The 26,635-nt window shown below is 71.3% G+C and carries 21 protein-coding genes; 12 read left to right on the top strand and 9 right to left on the bottom strand.

All coding sequences use genetic code 11. From position 1 onward, the window contains the following. Together F6W97_RS19545 and F6W97_RS19540 are read right to left on the bottom strand one after the other, a co-directional pair. Complete coding sequence (locus tag F6W97_RS19545; RefSeq protein WP_155371869.1) at positions 1 to 1,011, bottom strand: serine hydrolase domain-containing protein; 1,011 nt, start codon at positions 1,009 to 1,011, stop codon at positions 1 to 3. Next, a complete protein-coding gene (locus F6W97_RS19540) occupies positions 1,008 to 1,883 on the bottom strand; it encodes a fumarylacetoacetate hydrolase family protein (protein WP_155371867.1) in 876 nt (291 codons plus the stop codon). Before F6W97_RS19540 ends, F6W97_RS19545 begins: the two co-directional genes overlap by 4 nt. Before the next feature lie 132 nt (positions 1,884 to 2,015). On the opposite strand from F6W97_RS19540, the gene F6W97_RS19535 reads away from it, so the two are divergent. Further along, entirely contained in the window at positions 2,016 to 3,755 is a 1,740-nt protein-coding gene (locus tag F6W97_RS19535; RefSeq protein ID WP_155371865.1) for an IlvD/Edd family dehydratase, read from the top strand. A 121-nt stretch (positions 3,756 to 3,876) separates the two neighbouring features. After that, positions 3,877 to 4,287, top strand: coding sequence for a DUF3592 domain-containing protein (locus F6W97_RS19530; protein ID WP_155371863.1), 411 nt, complete (start codon positions 3,877 to 3,879; stop codon positions 4,285 to 4,287). A gap of 133 nt (positions 4,288 to 4,420) precedes the next feature. On the opposite strand, the gene F6W97_RS19525 is transcribed toward F6W97_RS19530, so the two are convergent. Continuing rightward, positions 4,421 to 8,623, bottom strand: coding sequence for a S8 family serine peptidase (locus F6W97_RS19525; protein WP_155371861.1), 4,203 nt, complete (start codon positions 8,621 to 8,623; stop codon positions 4,421 to 4,423). A gap of 91 nt (positions 8,624 to 8,714) precedes the next feature. Between F6W97_RS19525 and F6W97_RS19520 the strand changes: the two genes are divergently transcribed. Then, complete coding sequence (locus F6W97_RS19520) at positions 8,715 to 9,662, top strand: helix-turn-helix domain-containing protein (protein WP_230686819.1); 948 nt, start codon at positions 8,715 to 8,717, stop codon at positions 9,660 to 9,662. 60 nt (positions 9,663 to 9,722) lie between these two features. Here F6W97_RS19520 and F6W97_RS19515 read toward each other — a convergent pair whose 3' ends face one another. Then, positions 9,723 to 10,616, bottom strand: coding sequence for an NAD-dependent epimerase/dehydratase family protein (locus tag F6W97_RS19515; RefSeq protein WP_155371858.1), 894 nt, complete (start codon positions 10,614 to 10,616; stop codon positions 9,723 to 9,725). Positions 10,617 to 10,848: 232 nt separating this feature from the next. On the opposite strand from F6W97_RS19515, the gene F6W97_RS19510 reads away from it, so the two are divergent. After that, positions 10,849 to 12,045: an MFS transporter gene (locus tag F6W97_RS19510; RefSeq protein ID WP_155371856.1), complete on the top strand. Its 1,197-nt coding sequence runs from the start codon at positions 10,849 to 10,851 to the stop codon at positions 12,043 to 12,045. A 44-nt stretch (positions 12,046 to 12,089) separates the two neighbouring features. Here F6W97_RS19510 and F6W97_RS19505 read toward each other — a convergent pair whose 3' ends face one another. After that, positions 12,090 to 13,223 carry a hypothetical protein gene (locus tag F6W97_RS19505; protein ID WP_155371854.1) on the bottom strand — a complete coding sequence of 378 codons (1,134 nt, stop codon included), beginning with the start codon at positions 13,221 to 13,223 and terminating at the stop codon, positions 12,090 to 12,092. Positions 13,224 to 13,623: 400 nt separating this feature from the next. On the opposite strand from F6W97_RS19505, the gene F6W97_RS19500 reads away from it, so the two are divergent. After that, positions 13,624 to 14,082: a hypothetical protein gene (locus F6W97_RS19500; RefSeq protein WP_155371852.1), complete on the top strand. Its 459-nt coding sequence runs from the start codon at positions 13,624 to 13,626 to the stop codon at positions 14,080 to 14,082. Positions 14,083 to 14,215: 133 nt separating this feature from the next. On the opposite strand, the gene F6W97_RS19495 is transcribed toward F6W97_RS19500, so the two are convergent. The 3 genes from F6W97_RS19495 to F6W97_RS19485 all read right to left on the bottom strand — a co-directional run bounded on the left by F6W97_RS19495 (position 14,216) and on the right by F6W97_RS19485 (position 18,340). Continuing rightward, positions 14,216 to 15,466: an amidohydrolase/deacetylase family metallohydrolase gene (locus F6W97_RS19495; RefSeq protein ID WP_155371851.1), complete on the bottom strand. Its 1,251-nt coding sequence runs from the start codon at positions 15,464 to 15,466 to the stop codon at positions 14,216 to 14,218. An 85-nt stretch (positions 15,467 to 15,551) separates the two neighbouring features. Next, positions 15,552 to 16,454 (bottom strand): HAD family hydrolase, encoded by a 903-nt coding sequence (locus tag F6W97_RS19490; RefSeq protein WP_155371849.1) that lies wholly within the window; start codon positions 16,452 to 16,454, stop codon positions 15,552 to 15,554. Next, positions 16,454 to 18,340, bottom strand: coding sequence for an arylsulfatase (locus tag F6W97_RS19485; RefSeq protein ID WP_230686818.1), 1,887 nt, complete (start codon positions 18,338 to 18,340; stop codon positions 16,454 to 16,456). The genes F6W97_RS19490 and F6W97_RS19485 overlap by 1 nt, the downstream gene beginning before the upstream one ends. Positions 18,341 to 18,451: 111 nt before the next feature. Here F6W97_RS19485 and F6W97_RS19480 point away from each other — a divergent pair, with 111 nt between their 5' ends. From F6W97_RS19480 to F6W97_RS19460, 5 genes are all read left to right on the top strand, one after another. Beyond that, positions 18,452 to 19,159, top strand: coding sequence for a ZIP family metal transporter (locus tag F6W97_RS19480; RefSeq protein ID WP_155371847.1), 708 nt, complete (start codon positions 18,452 to 18,454; stop codon positions 19,157 to 19,159). 163 nt (positions 19,160 to 19,322) lie between these two features. Beyond that, positions 19,323 to 20,099: an HdeD family acid-resistance protein gene (locus F6W97_RS19475; RefSeq protein WP_155371846.1), complete on the top strand. Its 777-nt coding sequence runs from the start codon at positions 19,323 to 19,325 to the stop codon at positions 20,097 to 20,099. Between the two features lie 68 nt (positions 20,100 to 20,167). Beyond that, positions 20,168 to 21,079: a formylglycine-generating enzyme family protein gene (locus tag F6W97_RS19470; RefSeq protein ID WP_155372978.1), complete on the top strand. Its 912-nt coding sequence runs from the start codon at positions 20,168 to 20,170 to the stop codon at positions 21,077 to 21,079. A gap of 169 nt (positions 21,080 to 21,248) precedes the next feature. Further along, positions 21,249 to 22,502 carry a hypothetical protein gene (locus tag F6W97_RS19465; protein ID WP_155371844.1) on the top strand — a complete coding sequence of 418 codons (1,254 nt, stop codon included), beginning with the start codon at positions 21,249 to 21,251 and terminating at the stop codon, positions 22,500 to 22,502. Between the two features lie 96 nt (positions 22,503 to 22,598). Continuing rightward, positions 22,599 to 23,927, top strand: coding sequence for an ATP-dependent 6-phosphofructokinase (locus F6W97_RS19460; protein WP_196279238.1), 1,329 nt, complete (start codon positions 22,599 to 22,601; stop codon positions 23,925 to 23,927). A 79-nt stretch (positions 23,928 to 24,006) separates the two neighbouring features. Here F6W97_RS19460 and F6W97_RS19455 read toward each other — a convergent pair whose 3' ends face one another. Continuing rightward, entirely contained in the window at positions 24,007 to 24,339 is a 333-nt protein-coding gene (locus F6W97_RS19455; RefSeq protein ID WP_155371840.1) for a hypothetical protein, read from the bottom strand. Positions 24,340 to 24,571: 232 nt separating this feature from the next. On the opposite strand from F6W97_RS19455, the gene F6W97_RS19450 reads away from it, so the two are divergent. Together F6W97_RS19450 and def are read left to right on the top strand one after the other, a co-directional pair. After that, complete coding sequence (locus F6W97_RS19450; protein WP_155371838.1) at positions 24,572 to 26,050, top strand: helix-turn-helix domain-containing protein; 1,479 nt, start codon at positions 24,572 to 24,574, stop codon at positions 26,048 to 26,050. Then, the gene (gene def, locus F6W97_RS19445; RefSeq protein ID WP_155371836.1) at positions 26,050 to 26,613 is read left to right on the top strand and encodes a peptide deformylase; all 564 of its coding nucleotides are present in this window, start codon (positions 26,050 to 26,052) and stop codon (positions 26,611 to 26,613) included. Before F6W97_RS19450 ends, def begins: the two co-directional genes overlap by 1 nt. Positions 26,614 to 26,635: the final 22 nt, after the last annotated feature.

The raw sequence follows: 26,635 nt of genomic DNA, 5'->3' as shown, positions 1-26,635 counted from the left end.
TCATCGGTGGCGCGCGGCCACGGCTTCGAGCAGCGAGACGCACCACTGCCGGAACGGCTCCGGGTTCTCACGCGTGGTGTGGACGCGGTTGCTGAGCACGACCACGCCGTAGCCGCGGGCAGGCTCCAGCCAGATCCTGTTCCCGACGAATCCCGAGCAGCCGTAGGAGTCCGGGCCCGCGGACGGCCCGCCGATACCCCGGGTCGGCGGCAGCCACCACCCGAGCCCGAAGCGCTCGTCGGAGTCGTTCGCCGCCCAGCAGGCGGTCGCGGCCCGGTGCAGCTGCTCCGGCACGGCCGAGCCGGACAGCCAGGCCTTGGCCGCCGCTGTGACCTGGGCCAGGGTGCCGAACGCGCCGGCGTGGCCGGCGACGCCGCCCATGGCGTACGCGTTCTCGTCGTGCACCTCGCCGACGATCAGCCGGCCGCGCCACGCGCAGAGCTCGGTGGCCACGGCCGCGCCCGGCACCGGCCCGTAGGTGAAGCCGCTGCGCCGCTGCGCGAGTTCGGCCAGGCTCAGCCCGGCCTGGTCCTGGACCGCCTCGCCGAGCAGCAGGAAACCCAGGTCGCTGTACTCCGCCCCGCCGCCCGGCGCGCGCACGAGCGGGATCGCGGCCGCCCGCGCGACGATCTCCTCCCGCGTGGCGGCCGTCCGGAAGAACTGCACCACTGCGGGCAGTCCCGCCTGGTGCGACAGCAGTTGCCGGACCGTCGCCCGGCCGACCGGGTGGCCCCGGGCGGGCGCCCACGCGTCGGCGAGCGGGCTGTCGAGGTCGAGCCGCTCCAGCACCTCGGGCAGCGTCACCAGCGTCTTGGTCACGCTGGCCAGGTCCCACCAGTCGTGCGGGCCGGCGGGTCTGCCGGTCGTGACGTCGGCCGTGCCGGTCACCTCGCTGAAGCAGACCGCCGTGCGGTCGAAGACGCTGACGGCGACCGCCGGCATCGGCGCCTGTGCCATCAGCTGCCTGATCTCTTCGTGCACGGTGTCCTCCCCGCCGGTCGACGCGGTCACGTCTCGTCGGCCGGGGGCAGGCCCCGCCGCACGGTGTTGGCCAGCGTGCCGATCGAGCCGATGGTGATGTGCACGGCGTCGCCGTCACGCAGGCTGAACGGCGCGGGCGGCACCAGGCAGGTGCCGGTGGACAGGACCACCCCGTCCGGGTGGACGTCGCCGCGCATCAGGTGGCCGACCAGGTCGTCGAGCCGCCGGTGCAGTTGAGAGGTGCCGGCCGCGCCCTGCCAGGCGGTGCCGCCGTCGCGCATGATCTCCAGCGTGATGGCCAGGTCGTAGGGGTCGGCCACCGCCCAGACCGGCGTGATCCACGGCCCGAGGGCACAGGCCCCGAAGTAGATCTTCGCCTGGGGCAGGTACAGCGGGTTCTCGCCCTCGATCGTGCGCGACGACACGTCGTCGCAGATCGTGTACCCCACGATCTCGCCGAACCGGTTGACGACGAGGGCCAGCTCGGGCTCGGGCACGTCCACCTCGGAGTCCGCGCGTACGCCGATCTCCTGCCCCGGGCCGCGCACCCGCCACGCCGCCGACTTGAAGAACAGCTCGGGGCGGGCCGCGTCGTAGACGAGCTGGTAGACGTCGGCGGCGCGTTCGCTCTCCTCGATCCGGGCCTCGCGGGAGATCCGGTAGGTGACGCCGGCGGCCCATACCTCGGTGGTCGCGTCGACGGGCGCGAGCAGGCGCACCTGCGCCAGCGGCAGCGCGGGGCCGGGCTCGGGCCGGGCCAGCCGGTCACGCAGCTCCGCCAGCGGCAGCCGCCACAGCTGCGCCAGCGACGCGACGCCGCGCAGCTCGGTGACCTCGCCGTCGGCGTGCAGGCCGATGCGGACGTCGGGCGCACCGGCCACCCGGTATCTGACGATGTTCACGGCCGGGGCCCGGACCTGCCGGGCCGGCGCTGTGGTGCCGACATGCCAGCAGACCCTAGTGTGTCGATACACGTAAACCCAGCGCGGCCAGCGGACCGGTCACCGCACGTCGGCGCACGGCCGGAGGCGGACATGGACGCGCAGGACACGACGACGCGGCGCAGTCAGAACTGGTTCGGCGCGCAGGGGCGATCGGGCATGGTGTATCGGTCCTGGATGCGCAATCAGGGCCACGGGCCCGAGGTCTTCGACGGCCGCCCGGTGATCGGGATCGCCTCGACCTGGTCGGAGCTCGCGCCGTGCAACGCCCACCTGGACCGCGTCGCCGAGTCGGTCAAGCGCGGGGTGTGGCAGGCCGGCGGCTTCCCGCTGGTCTTCCCGGTGATGGCGACCGGCGAGACGCTGATGCGCCCGACCGCGATGCTGTACCGCAACCTGATCGCGATGGTGGGCGAGGAGCTGATCCGGGCCAACCCGCTCGACGGCGTGGTGCTGCTGTCCGGCTGCGACAAGACCACCCCGGGCCTGCTGATGGCCGCGGCCAGCGTGGACCTGCCCGCGATCATGGTCACCGGCGGGCCGATGCTCAACGGCAAGTTCCAGGGCAAGGACGTCGGGTCGGGTACGCACGTCTGGAAGTTCGAGGCGGAGGTCAAAGCCGGCCGGATGACCGTCGCCGAGTGCGAGGTCGCCGAGGGCTGCATGGCCCGCTCCAACGGCCACTGCATGACGATGGGCACCGCCTCGACGATGGCGTGCCTGGCCGAGGCGCTGGGCATGCAGCTGCCCGGCTCGGCGAGCTGGCCCGCGGTCGACGCCCGACGCTACGAGACGGCCCAGACCGCGGGCAGGCGCATCGTCGCGATGGTCGAGGAGGACCTGCGGCCCAGCGCGGTGCTGACCCGGGCGGCGTTCGAGAACGCGATCCGGGCCAACGCGGCGATCGGCGGCTCGACCAACGCGGTGCTGCACCTGCTCGCGCTCGCCGGCCGGGTCGGGGTCGAGCTGAGCCTCGACGACTTCGACGGGCTGATCCGGCAGGTGCCGACGCTGGCCGACCTGATGCCGTCGGGGCGGTTCCTGATGGAGGACTTCTGCTACGCGGGCGGCCTGCCGGTGGTGCTGCGGCGGCTCGCCGAGGCGGGGCTGCTGCACGGCGACGCGCTCACCGTCACCGGCCGCGGGATCGGCACGGAGTCCGCGGACGCCGCCTGCTGGAACGACGAGGTGATCCGGCCCTGGGACGCACCGTTGCAGGCGGCTGGGAGCGGCACCGCTGTGCTGACCGGCAACCTGTGCCCGCGCGGCGCGGTCCTGAAGCAGTCGGCGGCCTCGCCGCACCTGCTGGTGCACGAGGGCCGCGCGCTGGTCTTCGACTCCCCCGAGGACTACCACGCCGTCTGCGACGACGAGGACCTCGACGTGACGGCGGACGACGTGCTGGTGGTCCGGGGTGCGGGGCCAAGGGGATACCCGGGTATGCCGGAGGTGGCCAACGTGCCGATCCCGACCCGGCTGCTGCGCCAGGGCGTGACGGACATGGTGCGGATCAGCGACGGGCGGATGAGTGGCACCGGCTTCGGCACGGTGGTGCTGCACGTGTCCCCCGAGTCGGCCGTCGGCGGGCCGCTCGCCCTGGTCCGCACCGGTGACCGGATCCGGCTCGACGTGCCGTCCCGCTCGCTCGACCTGCTGGTATCCGATGAGGAACTGGCGCGGCGGGCGGAGGGCTGGTCCGAGCAGACGCGGCCCGCGGACCGGTCGGGCTACCGCTGGCTGTACCGCGCGCACGTGCAGCAGGCCGACTTGGGCGCCGACTTCGACTTCCTCACCGGCTGCCGCGGCTCCGAGGTCCCGCGCGACTCGCACTGAGCTGCCCGGCCGAGAACACTGCCGGGGCACACGAGGCCCCGCAATTCGACGGCGCTGGTTACAGTGGCCGCTTCCCGCCCCTCGCCGACCGGAGTCGCTCGTGACGTGGACTTTCCGTCGCATGACGACGGTCCTTGCCGCGGCGGCGCTGCTGGGGCTCACGGCGTACGCCGGGCACGCCCTCGGCGCGCGGCAGCGTGAGCGGATCGTGGAACAGGGGCTCTCCGTGTCCGCGACCGTCGTCGCCACGCACGGCTCCCGCTGGGCCGACACGTCGAAGATCAGCTACCGCCTGGACGGCACCACCCGGCATGCCGTGCTCTACGGGACATGGAACAGCACGCTGGAGGTCGGCAGCCGGATCACCGTGTTCCGGGATCCTGCCGATGCGGATCGGCTGGTCACCGCCGACGGTTACGCGACCGACGCGAACACGGTGTGGCCGCTGTTCATGACCCTCTTCGCGGGCGCGCTCACCCTGGTGGCCGTGACCGGTCGGCTGGTCGCCACCTCGGCACGCGACGGAGCCTGACCACCTTCCCGACGTGCGGGTGTACCGCGTGCCACGGCACGGCCGGGGACCTACCTGCCCAAATACGACGACCGAGTTAAGAAGGGCACCTTCCTATACGCATAGCGTTAAGAAGGTGCCCTTCCTTCCCCGTTTAGCGGAGGGGGGTGCGGTGGACGCCGCCGCGGAGGGTGCCCGCGAACAGCCACTGGCCGTCGGGGCTCACCGCGACGGTGGTGATGTCCAGGTTCTGCAGGCCGGACGAGATGTTGTGCCAGGTCCGGCCGTTGTCGGTGCTGCGCAGGACGCCGCGGCCGCCCTTGGCCAGGCCGTACGCGGACCACGTGGTGGTGGCCGCGTAGAGGGTGTCGCCCTTGGCGGCGAAGTCGGACACCATCAGGTCCAGCGAGCCGGTGTCGGCGGTGCGGAAGGTCCGGCCGCCGTCGGTGCTGATCCGGATGCTCGGCCCGCCGACCACGAGCCGCCTGCCGTCGGCGCGCAGCGCGGTCACCTGACCGTCGGCGACCTTGGTAAGGGTGACGCCGCCGTCGTCGGAGCGGTAGAGGCCGCTGTTCATGCCCAGCCACAGCCGCTTCGCGTTCGCCGGGTCACCGGCCAGCGCGTTGACCCGCTCGTCCAGGTAGAGGTTCTTCCAGGTGGCGCCACCGTCGAGGGTGACGGTCAGGCCCCGGCCGTCGAGCCGCTCGAAGCCGGCGTACACCCGCTTGTCGTCGGCGGGGTGGATCAGCAGCGCGGTCGGCTTCTCGGTGCCCGTGAAGACCTCGGTCCAGGTCTGGCCGCCGTCGGTGCTGCGGCCGAACATGAACTGGTCGCCCCAGGCGGCCCGGCGGATCTTCCAGACCAGCTTCGGGTCGGCCGGGGACACGGCCAGGAACTCCGCGCCCTCGCCGATCCAGCCCTCGCCGACGGCCTTGCCCCAGTCCGGGCCGCCCGCGGCGGGCGAAGCCGTGCGGTAGAGGCCGTTCTCGGTACCCGCCACCAGGTCGCCGCCGACCACCGCGAGGTCGTACACGGTGCTGCCCTGCACGCCGAGACGGCGGTAGCCGCCCTGCTCGGACGCGTAGAGGCCGGCCGAGGTGGCCGTGGTGGCCGTGCCGTCGGCCCAGCGGTCGTAGTCGGTGAACAGCGCGTCGTGCGCGGGCAGCGGCACCGACGTCCAGGTGCGGCCGTGGTCGTGGCTGACCAGGCCCTCGCCGGACAGGGTGGACACGTACAGGTCGCCGCCCGAGGTGCGCATCGTGTGCAGGCCGAACTCGCGGCTGTACAGCGTGGACCAGGTCTTGCCGCCGTCGTGCGAGCCGACGACGCCCACGCCCCACACCGAGGCCGCCACGACGCCGTCGTCGGCGACGAGGCCCGCGACGTACTGCGACGCGCTGTCGTACACCTGCACACCGGCCGCCGGGGTGCCGGACGTGATGCCGGACAGCTTCCACACCCCGTCGTGGGTGCCCAGGTAGAGGTCGTCGCCGCCGATCGCCGCGTACGCGATCTCGCCCGGCAGGCCGGTCTGCTGCGGCGTCCAGGTGTCGCCGCCGTCGACGCTGGTCAGCAGCGTGCCGCTGACGACCGCCACCAGCACGCGGGTCTGCGCGTCGGCGACGAGCGCGTCCACCCACCCGCTCGGGGTGGGCAGCGTCTGCCAGGTGCGGCCCCGGTCGGTGGTGCGCAGGATCTTCCCGCCGGTCTGCGGGTCGTTGACGGCGTACCACCAGCGCGACGCGTTCTTCGCGTCGAGCACGGGCGTGGCGATGCCGGCGGATCCGGCGACCGGAAGCCGGTTGAGCTGGCTCCAGCTCGCGCCGTGGTCGGTGGTGAGCCAGGGGCCCGCCTTGTAGTCGGTGGTCATGACACCCACCGCGCCGTCGGCCGGGGTGACGGCCAGCTGGCCGCCGGTGCCGTTCGGGCCGACCGGCTCCCACCTGTTGCGGCGCACGTCCTCGGGGATCACCTCGAAGCCGCTGGACCCGATCAGGCGCTGCCCGGAGGCAGCCGTGCCGCGCACGTTCAGGTGGTACGCGCCCGACTGCTCGCCGGTTAGGTCGGCGGTGTACACGTCGCCGTACTGGTGGGTCGCCGTCACGGTGTACGACCGGCCGTGGGGCTGGTCGACGGTGACGACGGGGGCGGCCTTCAGCGCGGTCGGCGCGCCGATCCAGACGGTGCTGTGCCCGTCGCTGGGGTCGGGCGTGGCGGCCACGATCAGCGGACGCACCACCAGCAGGTACGGCACCCGGGAAACCTTGCCCCAGCCGCCGTCCGCGGTGATCACGCCGGAGATCTCGGTGTCACCGGCGGGACGCTTGGCCCGCAGCGTGACGGTCACCTTCGCGGTCCGTCCGGCCGGGACGGTCACCCGGTCCGGCTTGATGCTGACGGTCTTGGCGTCGGCGCGCAGCCGCACGGTCGTCGCGCGGGTGCCGCTGTTGCGCAGGGTCACCGTCGCGCTGCCGCCCACGGTGGATCCGCCCAGGTCGGCGAGTCCGAACGAGACGGACGACGGGTTCGCGGTGAGCGTCGCACGCGCCGCGGCGGCCACGTCGAGGCGGCCCGAGCCGTACGCGGTCGGCGTGCCGCCCACGGGCTTGGCCGTGCCGGTCAGCGTGGCCAGCACCTGCGCGGGCTCCTGGCCCGGGTGCAGCTGGCGCAGCAGCGCCGCCGCGCCCGCCACGTGCGGGGCGGCCATCGAGGTGCCGGACATCAGGTACTGCCCCGGCCCGAACAGCGCGGTCGGCACCGTCGAGCGGATGCCCACGCCGGGCGCGACCAGGTCGGGCTTGAGCCCGAAGCGCAGCGACGGGCCGCGCGAGGAGAACGCGGCGATCCGGTCGGTCACGTCCTCGCCCTTCAGCGTGACGTCGACCGGCCCGGCGGCCAGCCGCTCGCTCAGCTCCGCGAACTGGGTGCCGTCCATGCCCAGCACGACCAGCTTGTCCATCCGGTAGAGATCGCCGGAGGCCTGCGTGCCGACCATGCCCTTGAGCAGGCCCTGCACGCTGGTCGACGGCGCGACCGGCACCGAGCCGTCGGCGGCCGCGGCCACCACCGGACCCGAGTCGGCCTGGCCCGAGATCACCGCGAGCGCGCCCCGGCGCTCCAGCTCCTTGGCCAGGTCCAACTCCCACTGCGACAGGTAGTCCAGCACCGGGGCTGCGTAGCCGCTGATGCGCACGACCTTGCCGCGCAGGTCGCCGGCCGCGTCCAGCTCCTCGGTGCTGCCGTAGCCCGCGTCGACCAGCCGGCCGGTGACCGGCTTGGCGGCCGGGTTCGCCGACAGGACACCGCGGTACGTCTGCAGCCGCACCCCGCCGACGTAGGCGGTGGGCAGCACCATGTTGCTGGTGGACGCGCCCACGGCGATGACGCCGTCGGCGACGGCCGGGGTGCCGACCGTGTCGCGGCCCGGCCCGGCGTTGCCCGCCGCGGCCACCACCACGACCCCGGCCCGGGTGGCCGCGGTCGCGGCCATGCCCAGCGGGTCGAGGCCGTCGCCGTAGCCGCCGAGGCTCATGTTGATGACGTCGGCGCGGTGCGGGTTCGCCGGGTCGGCGGCCGCCTCGATGCTCGCGACGATGTCGGAGGTGTAGCCCTCGCCCCACTCGTTCATCGCCTTGTACGCCAGCAGGTCCGCCTCCGGCGCGACGCCGGTGATCCCGCCCGCCGCGGCGGCCTTGCCCGCGATGATGCCCGCGACGTGGGTGCCGTGCCCGTTGTCGTCCATCGGGTCGGCGTCGCCGTTGACGAAGTCGTACCCGCCGACGACCTTGAAGCCCTCGCCCAGGCCGCCGCCGAGGTCCGGGTGCGTGTAGTCGACGCCGCTGTCGATGACGGCGACGGTCACGCCCTTGCCCTTGACCTGCGTTCCGGTGGTGTCCTTGCGCTGCCAGACCTCGGTCGCGCCGATCAGCGGCACGCTCACGTCGGTGTACGCGCGCACCGGGGCGTCCGGCACGACGGCGAGCACACCGGGCAGCGCGGACAGCCGCGCCACCTCGTCGGCCGGGACGGTGGCGGCGACCGCGTTGACCAGCAGGCCCAGCGGGCGTTCACGGGTCAGCCGCAGGCCCTTGCCGCGGGCGCTGTCGAGGAAGGCGCGCTGGCGGTCCTGCACCGCCTTGCGAGCGCCGTTGACCTGGGCCGCGCCGGCGGCGTCACGCAGCGCGCCGGCCGGGGCGGACGCCACCGCCGCGTCCCCGGCCAGCAGCACGATGACCCGCCGCTGCGGTGCCGGGGCGGCGGCGTCGGCCGGGGACCATACCGAGAGTGTCCCGGCGACGACCACGGCCGACAGACCGGCCGCGAGTCTGGTCGCCAGTGAGTGAGGGGGGAGTTTCATAGATAAGCGGTCTAACGGTCTTCACCAGGTCAGCGCAATGATCTCCGCTGGCCCGTTGCTGCCGGTGGCACAGTTAGGCCAAGATCTGCCCATGCCCTCCGACCTGACCCCTGCCGGTGTGGACCCCTTCGACGAGGCCGTCTACCGTGCCATCCTCGTCCGCCGCACCGCCGTTCCGGCCGACCTGGCCGAGGAACTCGCCTGCTCGTCCGAGCGGGTGGCCCGTGCCCTGGACCGGCTGCGCGACCACGGGCTGGTCGGGCGGCTGGCCGGCAACCGCCGCCGGTACGCCGCCATCGAGCCTCAGGCGGCCGTAGCCGCGCTGATCCGCGCCCGCTCGGCGGAGCTGGACAACGTGCAGGCCGCGGCCGGTCAGCTGGCGCTGCTGTTCGCCGCGGCGCACTCCGGCAGCGGCGAGGAGATCGAGATCGTGACCGGCAGCGAGGCGCTGGGCCGCTGGTTCGTGCAGATCCAGCAGGAGGCCCGCGAGGAGGTCATCACGCTCGACCGGCCGCCGTACGCGCTGACCACCTCGAACCCGATCGAGCAGACGGGCATCGCCCGCGGCGTGCAGTACCGGGTGGTGTACGCCCCCGAGGCCCTGGAGTGGCCCGGCGTCTTCGACGACATCCGGGAGCTGATCAGTCACGGCGAGCAGGCACGGGTGCTGCCCGGCCTGCGCATCAAGCTGGCGATAGCCGACCGGCGCATCGCGCTGATGCCGCTGTCGCTGGACCTGTCCGACGTGCGGGCCGCCGTGATCCGGCCGTCCACGCTGCTCGACGGGCTGATCGACTACTGGGAGCTGTGCTGGCGGGCGGCCGTGCCGCTGCTCGCCCCGGCCGAGGACCCGGTATCCGAGGAGGACCGGGCGCTGCTGACACTGCTGGTCAGCGGCTTGAAGGACGAGGCCGTCGCGCGCCAGCTCGACTGGTCGGTGCGCACCATGCGGCGACGCATCAGCCGCCTCTACGAGCTGCTGGGCGCGGCGAACCGCTTCCAGGCGGGCGCCATCGCGGCCCGCCGCGGCTGGATCTGACGCCGGACGGGGGTGCGTGCGAGGGCGCCCGCCGGACCCGGCGGGCGCCCTGGCCACGGCTCACGGGCGCGGGTTGTCCCGCACGAAGTCGGCGATGTACTGGTCCAGCAGCACCTTCGGCTCCCAGCCCAGGTCGCGCACCTTCGAGTTGTCGGCGCGGCCGTGGGTGCGCTCGCCGCGCTTGGCCGGGATCAGCGTGTACTCGGTGCCGAACATCTTCGCGACCTCGGTCAGCTCCCACTCCCGGCCGTTGCCGAGCAGGTAGCCGTCGCCCTTGCCGCCCTCGGCGGAGACCAGGATGCCGGAGATGATGTCCGAGATGTGGGTGAAGTCGCGGGTCTGGGTGCCCGGGGAGACCACGGTCAGCGGCTCGCCGGCCAGGTACTGCCGCTCGAAGATGCCGATCACGGTCGCGTAGGTGCCGGCGCTGATCTGGCCCGGCCCGTAGGCGTTGTAGAAGTACGTGATCACGTAGTCGAGGCCGTACCACTCGCCGTAGTTCTTGATCAGCTCGACGTTCTTGGCCTTGGTCCAGGCGTACGGGTTGAGGTGCTCGTCCTTGCCCTCGTTGCCGAACTTCGAGCTGGACGCCGAGTACACCAGCCGCGCGCCGTGCTGGGCGGCGAAGCGGATGACCTCCTTGGTGCCGTGCGTGTTGTACTCCCAGGTGCGGTCGAACTCGTCGAACGACTGCACGATCCGGGCGTACTCCCCCAGGTGGAACACCATCTTCGGGGACTCGAACCCGTGCTCCGCCCAGATCTTGAAGATGTCCACCGTCGAGCCGTCGAGGTACGTCACCCGCTCGTCGACGATCTCGTTGTCGTGCCGCCCGGTGAAGTAGTTGTCGACGGAGACGATCCGCGCGTCCGGGCGGGTGTCCAGCAGCGCCCGGATCAGGTGTGTCCCTACGAAGCCGGCACCACCGGTGACCAGCAGCGTCTCGTTCGACATGATTCTCGGCTCCCGCAGTTCTCGACCGGCACTAGTCAATTCCCGGCCGGCCACGAGCAGGCACGCCGCTCGAACCCAGGGCCTGGCCAGGGCACTGCGCAGCATACAGCCTCGCGCGCCGGGACGGCCGGGCCGCGGGCGTCACCGGGGGCGCATACATTCATGATGTTCGCCCTCAGCACGGCTCCCCCGGCCCGCAACCCCCTCGGAGACGCACCCCATGACCTCGTCAATGCCCGACCGTGTGCCGCTGCACCGGGCCCGGCTGGCCGTCTGCCTGCTCTTCGGGCTGTACGGCGTGATCCTCGGCACCTGGACCGCCCGGATCCCGGCGATCAAGCAGGGCCTGACGCTGACCGACGGCGCGCTCAGCCTGGGCCTGCTGGCGTTCGCCGCGGGGGCGATCATCGGCATGCAGGCCGCGGGACGCCTCGTCGACCGGTACGGCACCGGCCGGCTGCTGCTGCCCGTCGTGCTCGCCGACGGTGTGCTGCTGGTCTCCCCCGCGTTCGCGCCGAACCTGGTGGCGCTGGCCGGCTGCCTGCTGGCCTTCGGGACCGCGCACGGGCTGCTCAACATCACCATGAACACGGCCGCCGTCGAGGTGCAGCGGGCCTGGCAGGCGCCGATCATGTCCTCGTTCCACGCCGTGTACAGCATCGGCGGCTTCCTCGGCGCGGCCGTGGGCGGGCTGTGCGCGTGGGCCGGGCTGAGCGCGACGACCACGTTCCTGATCGTCGCCGCGGTGGTGGCGGTGACCGCCCCGGTGGCCGCGCACTGGCGGCTCACCCCGTCGGCCGTCCCGGCGGCGGAGACCGGGCCGGGCGGGGGTGGCCTGCCGGGCGTCACGTTCCTCGGCGTGCTGGTGTTCTGCTGCCTGGTCGGCGAGGGCGCGGCGGCCGACTGGAGCAGCGTCTACCTGCGCGACAGCCTGAGCAGCACGGCGGGCTTCGCGGCGGCCGCGTACGCCGCGTTCTCGATCATGATGATGGCCGGGCGGCTGGTCGGCGACCGGCTCACCGCCGCGCTCGGACCCGTGCGGCTGGTCCGTTACAGCGGGGTGCTGGCCGCAGCGGGTCTGGGCACGGCGCTGCTGATCGGGCACCCGATCGCCGGGGTGGCCGGATTCGGCCTGCTCGGCGCGGGCCTGGCCTGCATCGCGCCGCAGGTGTTCTCCGCGGCCGGCAGCCAGGACCCGGCCCGCGCGGGCCAGGCCATCGCCCGGGTCGCCAGCCTGGGCTTCCTCGGCTTCGTCGTCGGCCCGCTGGTGATCGGCGCACTGGCCGAGCTGGTCGGCCTACCCGCGGCCCTGTCGGTGCCCGCCGTGCTGGCGCTGTTCGTCGCGGCGGCAGCGACCGCCCTGCGCCCGAGTCCCGCCTCCACGCCCACCCCCGAGCAAGGAAGGGCACCTTCACATCGCTATACGTAGAGGAAGGGCACCTTCTTAACGCCGCGGCCTCGCGGGCTGCGGGTTTACTTGCGCAGGGTCGAGGACTTGACGGTGGGATTGCGGGCGCCGAGGAAGAAGATGCCGGGGAAGCCGCTGGTCTCGAAGCCGTCGCTGGGGTTGCGCTGGAGTGTGGAGCTCTCGATGGTCATCGTGCCGGTGCGGTCGTTGCTGACGAAGAAGACCGCGCCGCCGCCCTCCTCGGCATGGTTGTCCATGACGATCGAGCCCGCGATGCGCACCGTGAACAGGTTGCCGTCGGTGTAGATCGCGCCACCGCTGCCGCCGCCCGGTCTGCCGGCGCGGGCCGGGTTCGCGCCGCTGCCGATGGCGCTGTTGTGGGTCAGCACGCTGTTGAGCACCACCCAGGAGACGCCGATGCTGCTCAGCGCGCCGCCGTTGGAGCACCGGCCGCCCAGGCCCTTGCCGCCGCCGAAGGTGCTGCTGACGATGTACACCGGCAGGCCCTTGGACTGGCTGAGCACCCGGATCGCCGCGCCGCCGAGGTCCGGGCCGGTGCTGTCGCAGCGGTTGCGGATGAAGCGCGAGTTGACCACCTTGAGCCGCCCACCGCGTACGAAGATCGCGCCGCCGCCCCCGCCCTCCGCGGTCTCACCGGTCGAGTTGCCGTCGGCGAAGGTCAGGTTCTGCACCGTGAGCTGGGGATGGTCCTGGTCCTGGCAGTGCGAGGTGGTCCACCCCTGGGCCTTGTCACAGGTGTTCATGTAGAGGATGCGCCGCTTGCCGCCGCCGCTGAGCGTGATCTTCCCGCCGCCGTCGAGCACGATCTTCGGGCCGTTCGCGTTCCTGACCTTGGCGGTCGCCGACATGGTGATGGTCAGCGGGTCCGGACCGCAGTCGAACGTGATGATCCCGCCCGCCGCGACCGCCGCGACCACCGCCTTGGAGGTGCAGCTCGCGGGCGTGCCGTTCCCGATCCGGCGAGTCGGCCGCGACGTGTCGACGGCCTTCGCCTCGGCCGGCACGGTGGCCCGCCCCTTCGGGTTGCCCGCCACCACGGCCGCCGGAGCAGGTGAGGAGGCCGCCGCGCTCGGGACGGCCGACGACGACGGCGTGGCGCCGGCCCCGGCCGCGACCCACTCGCCCTGCGGCCCCTCGGGGACCGCGTCCGACCCGCACCCCGCCGGCAGCACGGCCATCACGACACCAGCAACAACCGCAACACAGGAACGCCAACGCACGGCCGGAGCCTAAGCCCTCGGCCCGCTTCCCGCCTCCCGGCGGCTCTCCCCGTCGAGCAACCGCAAGATCGTCGGACTTGCCTGGCAGCCGGGCGAATCCTGGCACGTCTTCGCCCCGGTTGCCGGGCAAGTCCGACGATCTTGGCACGTCTGTCGTCCGGCTGCCGGGCAAGTCGGGCGATCTTGGCGCTGGGGTTCGGCGGGCGGGACACGGAGGCAGGGCGGGGATGGTACGCGGTCCGGCGGTGCGCTGATCGGGCTTGGCCGAGTTCGCCCGGACCGGCCCCGCGCGGGCAGAAAATGGTCATCTTGGGGCCGGCTCTCCCAGCCGGGCCCGCGGCCCCGATTGGAGGACGTCATGCGACGCCTCTCACGCGCAGCCTGCATCCTCTCCACCACCGTGCTCGCCGCGCTCGGCTTCAGCGCCGTGCCGGCCGCGGCCGAACCCACGCCGCAGGTCTGCACCAAGACCGCCAAGACGGTCGAAGACGGCCTCAGCCAGTTCGCGCAGGAGCTGACCAAGGTCACCCAGGCCGCCGACTCCGGCAACATGGCCGCCGCGGACCAGTCCGTCAAGGCCGCCGGCGGCGAGCTGGTCGACCTCGCCGCGAACTTGCGCACCGACGCGGCGACCGCCGACGCCGCGGACGTCAAGGCCACGCTGGGCCAGCTCGCCGACGAGTTCGAGTCCCAGGGCAAGAGCCTCACCGACATGAATTCGCTGCAGAAGCTGGACGTCACCCGCATCGACGCCCTGTCCGACCAGATGATCGCCATCTGCGGCAACGCCTCCGGAACCCCGGCCACGCCCCGCTGACCCACCACTGATCCCACGCTGGTTCCGGCCTCATCCGGCCTCAACATGATCGCTGTTTCGTGTCAGATTGTGGAGTCGTACCCGATTTCCTGACACGAAACAGCGATCTTCGCTGAGGGCGTCGCGCAGGGCCTCAGCGGGGGAACTGCTCGGCCAGGCCGTCGGGCGGGACCAGGGGCGTGGTGAGCAGGTCGCGGATCAGGCGGTCGCGGCGGGCGAGTGCGTCGCGTTGGGCCGTCGTGAGCGGCGCCCACGGCCGGGGCGGCGCGGGCAGGCTCGGCGGCAGCAGCCGTCCGGCCAGGTAGGTGGCCTCGTTGCGCAGCCGCATGGGCGCGCTGCGGACCTGCCCGTGCACGTCGGCGAGCGGGAAGTCACCCTCCTCCACCGCGAACACGGCCACGTCCGCAGGCGCGCCGACGCGCAGCGTGCCGGTGCCCGCGGGCAGCGCGAGGGCGCGCGCGGGCGTGCTGGTCGCCGCGGCGACGACCGCGGCGAGCGGCATGCCTGTGGCGAGCAGCTTGGCCATCGTGGTGGGCAGGTCGAAGGCGGGGCCGTGCAGCGAGCGCGCGTGCAGGTCGGTGGAGACCGTGTGCGGTGGCATGCCCGCGGCCAGTTGCGCCTCCAGCACGTCGTACGCGAAGCCGCCGGACCCGTGGCCGAGGTCGAACAGCACACCGGCGTCGTACGCGCGGCGCAGCGCCGGGTCCAGGCCGTCCCGCCCCAGGGCGATGCCGCTGGCGCAGTGCGTGACGATGTCACCTGCCCCGAGCAGCGGCAGCAGGTCGGCGACGGTGGGCGGCGCGACGCCGATGTGCACCATGACGGGCAGCTCGCAGGCCCGTGCGACGGCGACGGCGCGGCGCAGCGGCTCCAGCCCGTGCGCCCCGACGGTATTGGCGTCGATGCGGGCCTTGACCCCGTACACCAGGTCGCGGTTCGCCGTGACGGTGGCGATCGCGAGGTCGACGTCGCAGGCGGCGAGGTCGCGGGACTCCCCGGTGAGCCCGGTCAGGCCGACCGCGGAGATGTTGAGCAGCACGGGTACGCGTACCCGGTGGCCGCGGATCGCGGCGCGCAGCGCGTCGAGCCCGTACGCCCCGGCGGAGCCCGCGTCCACCCAGGTGGTGACGCCGGAGCACCAGGCAGCCGGATCGGGGTCGATGCCCCAGTAGGTCGCGCCCGCGAACACGTGCGTGTGCAGGTCGACCAGGCCCGGCGTGACCAGGCGGCCGCGCACGTCGACGACCTCGCGGACACCTTCGCGCAGCAGGTCCGGGCCGACCGCGGCGATCCGCCCGCCGGTCACCGCGACGTCGGCCACGCCGTCGCGGCCGGCGTCCGGATCGAGCACATGTCCACCGGTCAACAGCAGGTCGTACGGCATGCCAGGGCTCCCGGTGCGGTCGAGGGTCGGCGCTCCCGGACGACCCTAACCACCTCAGCGCTCTGCGGCATCCACGTCCGGCCCGTCACACCGGAAAGACCACCGACCAGTCGTCGCGCATGGAGACCACCGTCCAGCCCAGACGGTGTGCCGCGTCGGTGATCGGCTCGGTGTCCTTGAAGGTCACCGCGGCCGAGGCGTAGGCGTACTCGCGCTCGGCGTCGTCGTGGTCGATCAGCACGGCCAGGCTGGGCATGCCGGCGGCGCGGGCGTACTCCAGCATCTCCTTGTCGCCTGCGGAGTTGCCGGCCGCGAAGATCGGCCGGCGGCCGAGCTGGGTCTGGATGTGCTCGACCTTCGCCGCCCCTTCGTTGACCTCGCCCTGCGCCTGCGCGGTGCGCACGAGCGCAGGGCCGTCGCCGTGCTCCTCGTAGTGGTACTCGACCAGCGTGCCGACCACGTCGTCGGGACGTACGCCGTAGAGGTCGCGGCTGACCGCGCGGACGAACTCGGTGCCGCCGCCGGTGACGATGAAGACGTCGAAGCCGTGCCCGCGCAGCGCCTCCAGCAGCTCCAGCATCGGCTGGTAGACCATCTTCGGGTACGGCGCGCCCCGGCCCGGGTGCTTCTCCTGCCCCATGAAGTCGCGCACCCGGGCGGCGAACTCGTCCGGTGTCCAGCCTGCGCACAGCTCCAGCAGGGCCAGTGCGATCCGTTGCAGCCCCAGCTCGCCGAGCGCGGCCCGGTCGCCGTCGAGCAGCGCCTTGTACTCGGCCCGCTCGCCTATGGCGGCGTCGTGCTCGACGGCGTCGTGCAGGGTGCGTACGAGGAAGTCGTACTGGATGTAGTTCGGCTTCTCGCACCACAGCGTGCCGTCGTTGTCGAGCACGGCCACCCGCTGCTCGGCGGGCAGTGCCAGCGACTCGTCGAGGAACGACGTGATCGCGTCCCGGGCGGCCCCCGGCCGCCAGGAGGGCAGGAACGACATCAGTGGCTCCCTATCCCTTCCTTGATCTTCTCCATCACCTGGTCGACCGTGAAGCTGGCCGCCTCCTGGCGGGGCGGGAACTGCTGGAACGTGGCCATGAACTCGCCGACCAGCTTCTGCGCGGCAAGGATCATGTACGCCCGGTCCAGGAACCAGGAGTAGTAGGTGTTGGACGTGACGTCGGCCCGCTCGAACGGGTCGGTGCGCAGGTTGTAGAGCTTGGGCACCCGCAGCGCCGTGAACGGCTCGGACCACACGCGCAGCGTGCCCGGGGCACGCTGCTCCATGAAGACCACTTTCCAGTTGTCGAAGCGCAGCGCGGTCAGGTCGCCGTCGTCGGAGAAGTAGAAGAATCCCTCGCGCGGACTGTGCGGATCCTCCCCGAGCAGGTACGGCAGCAGGTTGAAACCGTCCAGGTGCACCTGGAAGTGCTTGCCCGCCGCGTCGTGTCCCGCCTCGCACTTTTCGACGATGTCCGGCTCGCCCGCCGCTGCCAGCAGCGTCGGCAGCAGGTCCAGATGGCTGACGATCTCGTTGGAGATGCGCCCCGGCCGGATGTGTCCGGGCCAGCGCAGCATGGCCGGCACGCGGTAGGCGCCTTCCCAGTTGGAGTTCTTCTCGTTGCGGAACGGGGTCATGCCCGCGTCCGGCCACGAGTTCATGTGCGGGCCGTTGTCGGTGCTGTACATGACGATCGTGTCGTCGGCGATGCCGAGCTCGTCCAGCACGTTCAGCAGCTCCCCGACCAGCCGGTCGTGGTCGACCATCACGTCGTGGTAGTCGGACTGCCAGGGGCCCGCCCACCCCTTGATCTCGGGCCGCGGGTGCGTCTTGAAGTGCATGTGCGTGGTGTTGAACCAGACGAAGAACGGCGTGTCCGCGGCCGCCTGGCGGCCGATGAAGTCTGCCGCGTGCTCGAACACCTCGTCGTCGATGGTCTCCATGCGTTTGCGGGTCAGCGGGCCGGTGTCCTCGATCTTCTGGCCGCCGTCGGGCAGTGCCCAGCAGTGCAGCACCCCGCGCGGGCCGAAGTTGGCCTTGAAGTCCGGGAAGCGCCGCGGGTCCGGGTAGTCCTCGTGTTCGGGCTCCTCCTCGGCGTTGAGGTGGTAGAGGTTGCCGAAGAACTCGTCGAACCCGTGCATGGTCGGCAGGAACCGGTCCTTGTCCCCGAAGTGGTTCTTGCCGAACTGGCCGGTCGCATACCCGTGCGGTTTCAGCAGTTCGGCGATGGTCGGGTCCTCGGCCTGCAGGCCGACGTCGGCGCCGGGCAGGCCGACCTTGGACAGGCCGGTGCGGAACACGGACTGCCCGGTCAGAAACGCGGCCCGGCCGGCGGTGCAGCTCTGCTCGCCGTAGTAGTCGGTGAAGCGGATGCCCTCGTCGGCGACCCGGTCGATGTTGGGTGTGCGGTAGCCCATCAGCCCGTCGCTGTAGCAGCTCAGGTTGGTGATGCCGATGTCGTCGCCCCAGATGACCAGGATGTTGGGCTTGCGGCCCGCGCCCGTGCCGGCCGCTGCCGACCGCGGGGACGACTTGCGTGCCGGGCCGCGGTCGGCCGCGGTGCGCGCGCTCGCACGGGAGGGCGGGGCCTTCTTCGCGGGTACGGGAGCGGCCGCCTTCTTGCCCGGCCCCGCCTTGCGGGCAGCCGGACCACCCGCCGGGGTGCTCTTCGCAGCACGTGGCGGGGTGGCTGCCTTCTTCGCGACGGCCTTCGACGCCACGGCCGGTGACGCGACGGCCTTCGAGGCAGCGGCCTTGCTCACGGCCGCCTTGGCCGGAGCGGCTTTGCGGGAGGCCGGCTGCGGTGGGGTGGTCTTGCTCGCCGTCACCTTCTTCGCCGTCTTCTTCACGGTGGCCTTCTCAGCCGGGGACTGCGTTCGGGGCATGTCGCCTCCCAGGGACACGGATACCGCGCTCCAGTATTCCGGAGATACGAATCATATTTCCCTTATAAGCGGAATGCGTTGATACCGTCGTGTGCGGACGATGGAGGTCGGATGGGCGTGTTGACCGCTGCCGGGTGGGCCGCTCTCGCGGCGTTCTCCCTGGTCATCGGCGCATGGCTGGCGTACCGGCCGACCCCGGTCCCCCCGGCGCGGGTCGGCATGGTGATGGGCTTCGGCTCCGGGGCGCTGCTCGCCGCGATCGCCTACGAACTGGTGCCCACCGGCTTCCACCAGGACGTGCTGCTGTTCTCCGCGTTCGGCCTGGGCGCGGTCGTCTTCTTCCTCGCGGACGCGGCCGTCACCGGCCGGCGCAGCATGGGCGCGGCTTCGGCCGACCGGTCCCTGGTGGTCGGCGCGCTGCTGGACGGTGTGCCGGAGTCGCTGGTGCTGGGCATCGGCGTGGCCATGGGCGGCGACGTGCCGATCGCCTTCCTGGTCGCGGTGTTCGTGTCCAACCTGCCCGAGGCCCTGGGCGCGACGGCCGGCATGCGAGCCCAGGGGCACACGAAGGCCCAGTCGTACCGGGTGTGGTGGATCATCGTGGCGGTGTCGGCACTGGCCGCGGCCGTCGGCTACCTGCTGTACGGCCTGATGCCACGAGCCGACGGCGGTTACGTCGAGGCCTTCGCCGCCGGGGCGGTGCTGACCATGCTGGCCGACTCGATGATCCCGGAGGCCTACCGGCAGGGCGGCAAGGCCACCGGCCTGCTGGCGGTGTTCGGCTTCGCGGTGGCCGGTGCGCTCTCCGCCCTGGACTAGCCGAATATTCACCACAGATTGCGGAAACACCGCATACCCGGATGAGGTGGTGCATAGTCTGCAACCGGATGGCTCTCACTACCGGCAGTACGCATGAGCGAGCGCAGCGCGCATCTCAGCCGCAGTCCACTCATGCCGCCGACGAGCGCAGCGAGGAGTAGGCATGAGCACCGCATCGCCCAGCCCCAGCACCGGTAAGCCCGGCAAGACCGCCGCGGCCGGCGCGCACGCGGCGAAGGAGGCCGAGGGCGTGGCGACCGGCACCGCACGGGCTGCCACCGGGACCACGCCCGGTCCCATCCCACCCGGCACGACGTCGACCGGTGACGTGTTCCGCAGCGCCGGAACACCGCTGCCGATGTCCCGGGTGCCGTGGTGGCTGTTCCTCATCACCGGCGTCTGCTGGATCATCGTCAGCTGGTTCGTGCTGGCCCTCAACCAGTCGCCGGTGCGCAGCATCGCCACCGTCGCGACCCTGGCCGGCATCGTCGTGCTGGTCGCCGGCGTCTTCGAGCTGTTCCAGGCGTTCACCGCGCCCGGCTGGCGCTGGCTGCACGCCATCCTCGGCGTGCTGTTCCTGATCACCGGCTTCATCTGCTGGATCAACCCGGGCGGCACGGTGTTCTGGCTGGCCGCGTTCATCGGCTGGTACCTGCTGTTCAAGGGCGCGGCCGACATCGTGCTGGCCTTCCTCACCAAGAAGGAGCACGACGGCTGGTGGCTGGGCCTGGTCGTCGGCATCATCGAGATGCTGCTGGGCTTCTGGGCCGCGGGCCGGTTCACCCGCTCGTTCTTCCTGCTCATCGTGTTCGTCGGCGCGATCTGCCTGGCCCGCGGCATCACCGACTTCATCATGGCGTTCCGGATGCGCGACCTGAAGCACAAGGCCGAGCAGGGGCTGGTCGGCCCCGGCGGCACCGGTCCGGTGGTCCCCGCGTGAGCGAACCGATCACCCTGACCCGGCCCGGCCGGGACGGCGAGGCCCCGGCCGCGCCGCCCCGGCCGGGCATGGTGTGGCTGCCCGGCGGCACGTTCCGGATGGGCTCCGACGCGCACTACCCGGAGGAGGCCCCCGCGCACCCGGCCCGGGTCGGCGGCTTCTGGATCGACCGGCACCAGGTCACCAACCGGCAGTTCGCCGAGTTCGTCGCGTTGACCGGCCACGTCACCGTCGCCGAGACCGCCCCGGACCCGGCCGACTACCCCGGGGCCGACCCGTCGCTGCTGGTGCCCGCGTCAGTCGTGTTCGTCAAGCCACGCCACCGGGTGGACCTGCGCGACGTGCAGAACTGGTGGCAGCTGGTGCCCGGCGCGGACTGGCGCCGCCCGTACGGGCCGGGCTCGGACCTGCACGGCCTCGACGACCACCCGGTCGTGCACGTGGCCTGGGCCGACGTCGCCGCGTACGCGCAGTGGGCGGGCGGCGACCTGCCGACCGAGGCCGAGTGGGAGTACGCCGCGTCCGGCGGTGCGACGGAGCCGGCCGAGTACGCCTGGGGCGACGAGCTGACCCCGGGCGGGGAGCACCTGGCCAACCTGTGGCAGGGCGAGTTCCCGGTGCTCAACCTGGCCGCCGACGGCTACGAGACGACCGCGCCCGTCGGCTCGTTCCCCCCGAACGCCTTCGGGCTGTCCGACATGATCGGCAACGTGTGGGAGTGGACGTCCGACTGGTACGGCCCGCACCACACCGCGGGCCGGCAGACCTGCTGCGCCCCGGCGAACCCGCGCCGCAACGCCGAACAGGCCAGCTACGACCCGGCCACGCCCGCCGTGCGCATCCCGCGCCGGGTGAGCAAGGGCGGCTCGTTCCTCTGCGCGCCCGACTACTGCCGCCGCTACCGCCCCGCCGCCCGCATGCCCCAGGCCGTCGACACCTCCACCTGCCACCTCGGCTTCCGCCTGGTGATCCGCCACTGACCGGGGCGCGCCCCGCTCGCGTTTGGTCACCCGACTTGCCTGGCACCTGGGCGTATCCGCAGTCAAGATACGCACATCTGCCCCGCAAGTCGGATGACCTTGGGTGACGGCCGCCGCCGGGCGGGACCCGGGCTGCGGGAGCCGACCGGTTACAGGCAGGATTCTCCGCATGTCCTCAGCGTCCACCGCCGTCCTCACACCCGAGGCTCCGGCGACCGCTCCGGAGGATCCGCCGTCGCCGCCACGATGGCGGCGCAGGACCCTGGCACTGCTCCCGCCGGTGCTGGCGTACCTGGTCAGCCACCTGGTCTACACCGTCGCCGCCGCGCTGGTATCCGAATCGTTCCTGCCGGTCGCGGGTCGGGTCCGCGCCGACTCGGGGCTCTACGCCCTGGTCGCCTCGCGCGGATACGAGCTGTTCCTGTGCGACGCCGACCCGGACCTCGCCCCGCATTTCGCGCCCGGCGCGTGGTGCGGCACCGCGGGCTGGTTCCCCCTCTACCCCGGCCTCATCCGGGCGCTGACCTGGTCCACCTGGCTGGGCGAGTACGAAGCCGGGCTGCTCGTCACCGAGGTCTGCCTGCTGCTGGCGTTCGTGCTGCTGTGGCGCCTGCTGCGCGACACGCGCCGCTCGACGGCGGCGGCGATGCTGGCCCTGGCCACCCTGCTGCCGTCCGGTGTGTACCTGCACGCCGTGTTCCCGATGGCGCTGGCCGGGGTGCTGCTGCTCGGCTGCGTGACCGCGGTCGCGGCGCACCGGTGGGTCCTGGCCGGACTCGCCGGCGCCCTGGTCGCCGCGGCGTACCCGATGGGAGTCGCGGTCGCCGCGATCGGCTTCGGCGCGGTGGCCACCCTGCTCGGCCGCCGCGAGCTGCGACCGTGGGCCGGGTTGCGGGCCGGGCTGGCCGTATGCGGGCTGCCGCTGGCCGGGCTGGGCGCGGTGTTCGGGGTGCACCAGCTGACCGTGGGGCACTGGAACGCGTACATGATGATCCAGGAGCACTACGGCAACGGCGTGCACAACCCGCTGCACTCGCTGGCCAAGCTGGCGATCGAGCCGTCGGTGATCCCCATCGGGGACCCGCCGCAGGACCTGCTCTGGTCGCTGCACGTGTACACCGACGCCGAACTGTGGTGGTCGCTGGCGCTGGCCCTGCTGGCCGTCACCGCGGCGGTGGTCGCCTCGGGCCACGGACGGCTGCGGCCGTTCGATGCCGGGCTCGCGATCTATGCGGTCGCCGCGTTCGTCGGCCCGCTGATCGCCGGGGCCGGGGTGTCCCAGTACCGCTCGCACACCCTGCTGCTGCCCGCGCTGCTGGTGCTGCGGCACCTGCCCGCGCGCCTGCTCTGGCCGTACGCCGCGGTCGCGGGCGTGATCGCGGTGCCGATGGGCATGCTCTTCTCGACCCGGCTGCTGTTCTGAGCCACGATCCACCTGCCGGGACGCGGCGGCGCAGCCGTGGCCTGGTGAAACATTGTCGCGATAGGCTGCTCGCCCCGGCAACACTTGGAGGACGGCATGGCTCCGGAGGCCGTTGACCTGACGGTGCGCACGCTCGGCGACTGCCGCATCGACTCACCGCTGGCGCCGCTGCTGGCCGAGACCGAGAGCACCGAGCACTACGTCGACGAGAACGACCGGGTGCTGTTCGACGACACCGTGAACATGGTCGCCGCGCGCAGGGCCAAGCTGGACGCGCTGCCCGGATTCGAGCCCGGCGGCCCGCGCCGGAAGATCTTCTTTCAGCCGTCGAAGACCCGCGTCGGCATCGTCACCTGCGGCGGGCTCTGCCCCGGCCTCAACGACGTCATCCGGGGCCTGGTGCTGGAGCTGACCTCGCACTACGGCGTCACCAAGATCTACGGCTTCCGGAACGGATACCAGGGCTTCATCGCCAAGTACGGCCACCCGCCGATCGACCTCGACGCCGAGGCGGTCAGCGGCGTCAACGAGTACGGCGGCACCATCCTGGGCACCTCCCGGGGCAGCCAGGACCCGTACGAGATCGTCGACTGCCTGGAGTCGATGAGCATCAACGTGCTCTTCGTCATCGGCGGCGACGGCTCCATGCGCGGCGCGCTGACCCTCGCCGACGTGGTCAAGGAGCGCGGCCTGAAGATCGCCGTGATCGGCGTGCCGAAGACCATCGACAACGACATCCCGTACATCGACCAGAGCTTCGGCTTCCAGACCGCCTTCTCGAAGGCCACCGAGTCGCTGCGCAGCGCCCACGTCGAGGCCCGCGCGGTGCCCAACGGCGTCGGCCTGGTGCAGGTCATGGGCCGGCACTCCGGCTTCATCGCCTGCTACGCGGCACTGGCCAACAACGACGCCGACTACGTGCTCATCCCCGAGGTGCCGTTCGACCTCGAAGGCGACAGCGGGTTCCTCGCCCACCTGCGGCGGCGCGTCGCCGAACGCGGGCACGCGGTGGTGGTCGCCGCCGAGGGCGCCGGGCAGGAGTACCTGGAGTCCGACGAACCCGGCCAGGTCGACAAGTCAGGCAACCGCAAACTCAAGGACATCGGCCTCTACCTGCGCAAACGCATCGCGGAGGACTTCGCGGAGCACGGCATGGAGACCAGCCTCAAGTACATCGACCCCAGCTACGCCATCCGCAGCGTGCCCGCCAATCCGTACGACAGCGTCTACTGCATCCGCCTCGCCCACGCCGCCGTCCACGCGGCCATGGCCGGCCGCACCGCGATGGTCGTCGGCCGCTGGCGAGGCCGCTTCGTCCACGTCCCGATAGCCCTCGCCATCAGCAAACGCAACCAGGTAGACCCCGCCGGCGACCTCTGGATGTCCGTCCTCGAAACCACCGGCCAACCCCGCCGCTTCGCCTAACCCGAAGGAAGGGCACCTTCTTATCGGAAAACGAGGTAGAAGGTGCCCTTCTTAACAAGCGACAGTGCTCAAGCTGCACTTACCTGCGGTGCACCCTTGCAAGAATCTGTCCGGGGTACGGGTGGATTACTCCACCCACGCCAGGCCCTTCGGTAATCCGGACCTTAGGCAGCCCAGACATCGGATGCACGTCCTCGATCACGCCGACCGTGTCGGGAGTGAGATCGAGGGCGACATGATGGCCGACGGCTACCAACGCCCCGTTGACCGCCACCCAGTTCGTCGGACTCTGGCTCGCCATGACTGCCTCCCCATCCCCCTGAAGGTGATCGCGAATTGCTTTCACGACCCGGGTGGACGAGTTCCAGCCGGTGGAAGCGGCCACATTGCGTTCCTGCACACGCAGCGCCATCAGTGACTGTGTGTCCTCCTCGGCCCATGCGGGACGACATCCAGGCGCGACCTTCATTGATCCTCACCAACCCTCCGACTACCGTCGTGATGGGCAGCGAGGCGAGCGGACCGTTCGTCACCCCCGCCTCGCGCCTGATTCAGCGTGACTGGTCAAAGGCGGCGGCTGCAGGTGTTGACAGTTGTGCCCGGACAAGGGTCAACATCGCACACATCAGGCAGGATGCAACTCGATGGACGAGACTGTGGGTGAGGCGTTACGTCGTCTCCGCAAGGCGCACGGGTTGTCGTTGCGACAGCTCGGTCGGGCTGTGCCAGTCGACTTCGGGCTGCTCAGCCGGATAGAGAACAACAGGCAGCACCCCTCGGACTCGGTCATCAGAGCTGTTGACGCCGCCCTCAATGCCGGCGGGCAGTTGGTGCTCGCCAAGGCAAATGACGATTCCAGACGCGTCCAGGAACCCGCCGTGCCTGCGCAGGTGTGGAGGGTGTCGTCGATGCTGACGAGAACCGCGGGGCTCGGTGCCACCCCACCCCGGCAGGGTCAGTCGATCCTGGCAGTCGACGAACGTGCTCGTGAACTTTACGTACGTGGACACGGCTTACTCCACGGCAACCAACGCCGTGAAATCGAGGCCGCTAAGGCTCTTCTCGACCGGGCGGTGGGCAGGGATCCACGCCTTGCGCCGGCGATCGCCGACCGGGGCTACGCGAGGTGGCGTCAATACTTCGCTGGATGGACCGACGCCCCGCAAGCGGCGTTGACCGGCGCTCTCCGAGACGTCGAGGCAGCATTGACAGTTGACCCCGACTCCGTCGCCGCCCACACCACGTTCATTCGCACCTGCTGGGACATGGGTTGGCATCGGCGCGCCCTAGAGGTCGGCAGGTCGATTCATCTACGGCATCCCGACAGCCTGGACGCAGCGATCGCGTACGCGAGGGCGTTGATGAACGCCGGTATGGCCGAGCTGGCATTGCCGCTGGCGACATCGGTACTGCGCGAGGATCCGACTCACCCAGCCGCGTCCAAGCTGACCATCTGGTGTCGACTGCTGTTAGGCCAGCACGAGTTGGCCGTGGAGATCGCGAAGCCATACCTCGACCACCATCAAGGCGACGCGAACACCCGGTGGGCAGTGGCCCTGGCAAGCGCGAACTCTCCAACAGGACTTGAGTATGCGCTCCGTGTGGCGACGGAGGCGATCCGCGTTGACGATGCCGACATCACCCAGTGGCTTCTCCTCGGCTATCTGCACAGACGGCACGGCGTTGAGAAGTCCGCGAGAGAAGTATGGGCCCAAGGCGCATCGCGTGCAGAGAGTGCCAGCCTGGGCGCCAATCATCGCACCACTGCTTGGGCGGCAAATCTGTACGCCGCGTTGCAAGACCGCACGGCAACAATGGAGACAGTCACTTATCTCATCGAAAACAGCGGCACCAACGGATACATCCGATACCGGCTATTCCACGCCCTGGCTGAACTGGGCGACGAGCCTGCAGCTATCGCCATGCTCGACGCAGCAGCCTCCAACGGGTTCATGTCGGTGCAGCTGATGCGGCAGGAGGAGAAACTCGCCCCGCATGGTCTACGTAAGTCCACCGCGTACCGGCGAGTGGCGCAAAGGCTTGAAGACGCCGTCAAAGAGCAGAGAGATGAACACGTATCACCACAACGACTCCCCGCACGCCGTAAGGAGCACACGAGGTAATGGCACTCCCACCGAGCAGCCGAGACTGGATCACAGGCGTCGCCAGCGAGGGCGTCGTCACCATCGGTGACCCACGGCTGAAGGCCCCCACGCTGGAAGCTACGAGTGCTGACCAAGTTAAGCCACTGCTGGATGCCATGGTGAGCCGGCTGCGCTCGCTCAACGGAGCGGGACTCGCGGCACCTCAAATCGGAGCGGCGACCAAGGCCATAGTGGTCGAGGTACGCAGAACCGATGTGTTCCCGGATCGACCGGAACACCCGCTGGTACAGATGGTCAACCCCATGATCGTGGACCACTCCGCCGGGCAGGTAACGGACTGGGAGGGATGCTTCAGTGTTCCCGGAATCATGGGACCAGTCCCTCGGTTCGAATCCATCACCGTCACGTACCTCAACGAGGCACACACCCCCGTCACCCAAACGTTCACCGGGTACGTCGCACGCGTGGTCCAGCATGAGATAGACCATCTATCGGGGGTGGAGTTCGTAGACAGGATGGCGGATCTGTCCCGATTGACCACAGTAGCCAACTACCTGGCCCATCACCGAATCAACCACTGATCCTTCGAGAGAACAGATGCAC

The sequence above is a fragment of the Catellatospora vulcania genome, from assembly GCF_009720385.1.
In the GTDB taxonomy this organism is placed as follows: domain Bacteria; phylum Actinomycetota; class Actinomycetes; order Mycobacteriales; family Micromonosporaceae; genus Catellatospora; species Catellatospora vulcania.
Note: the sequence above shows the minus strand (reverse complement) of the source record. Positions and strands in the feature narration are given on the sequence as shown.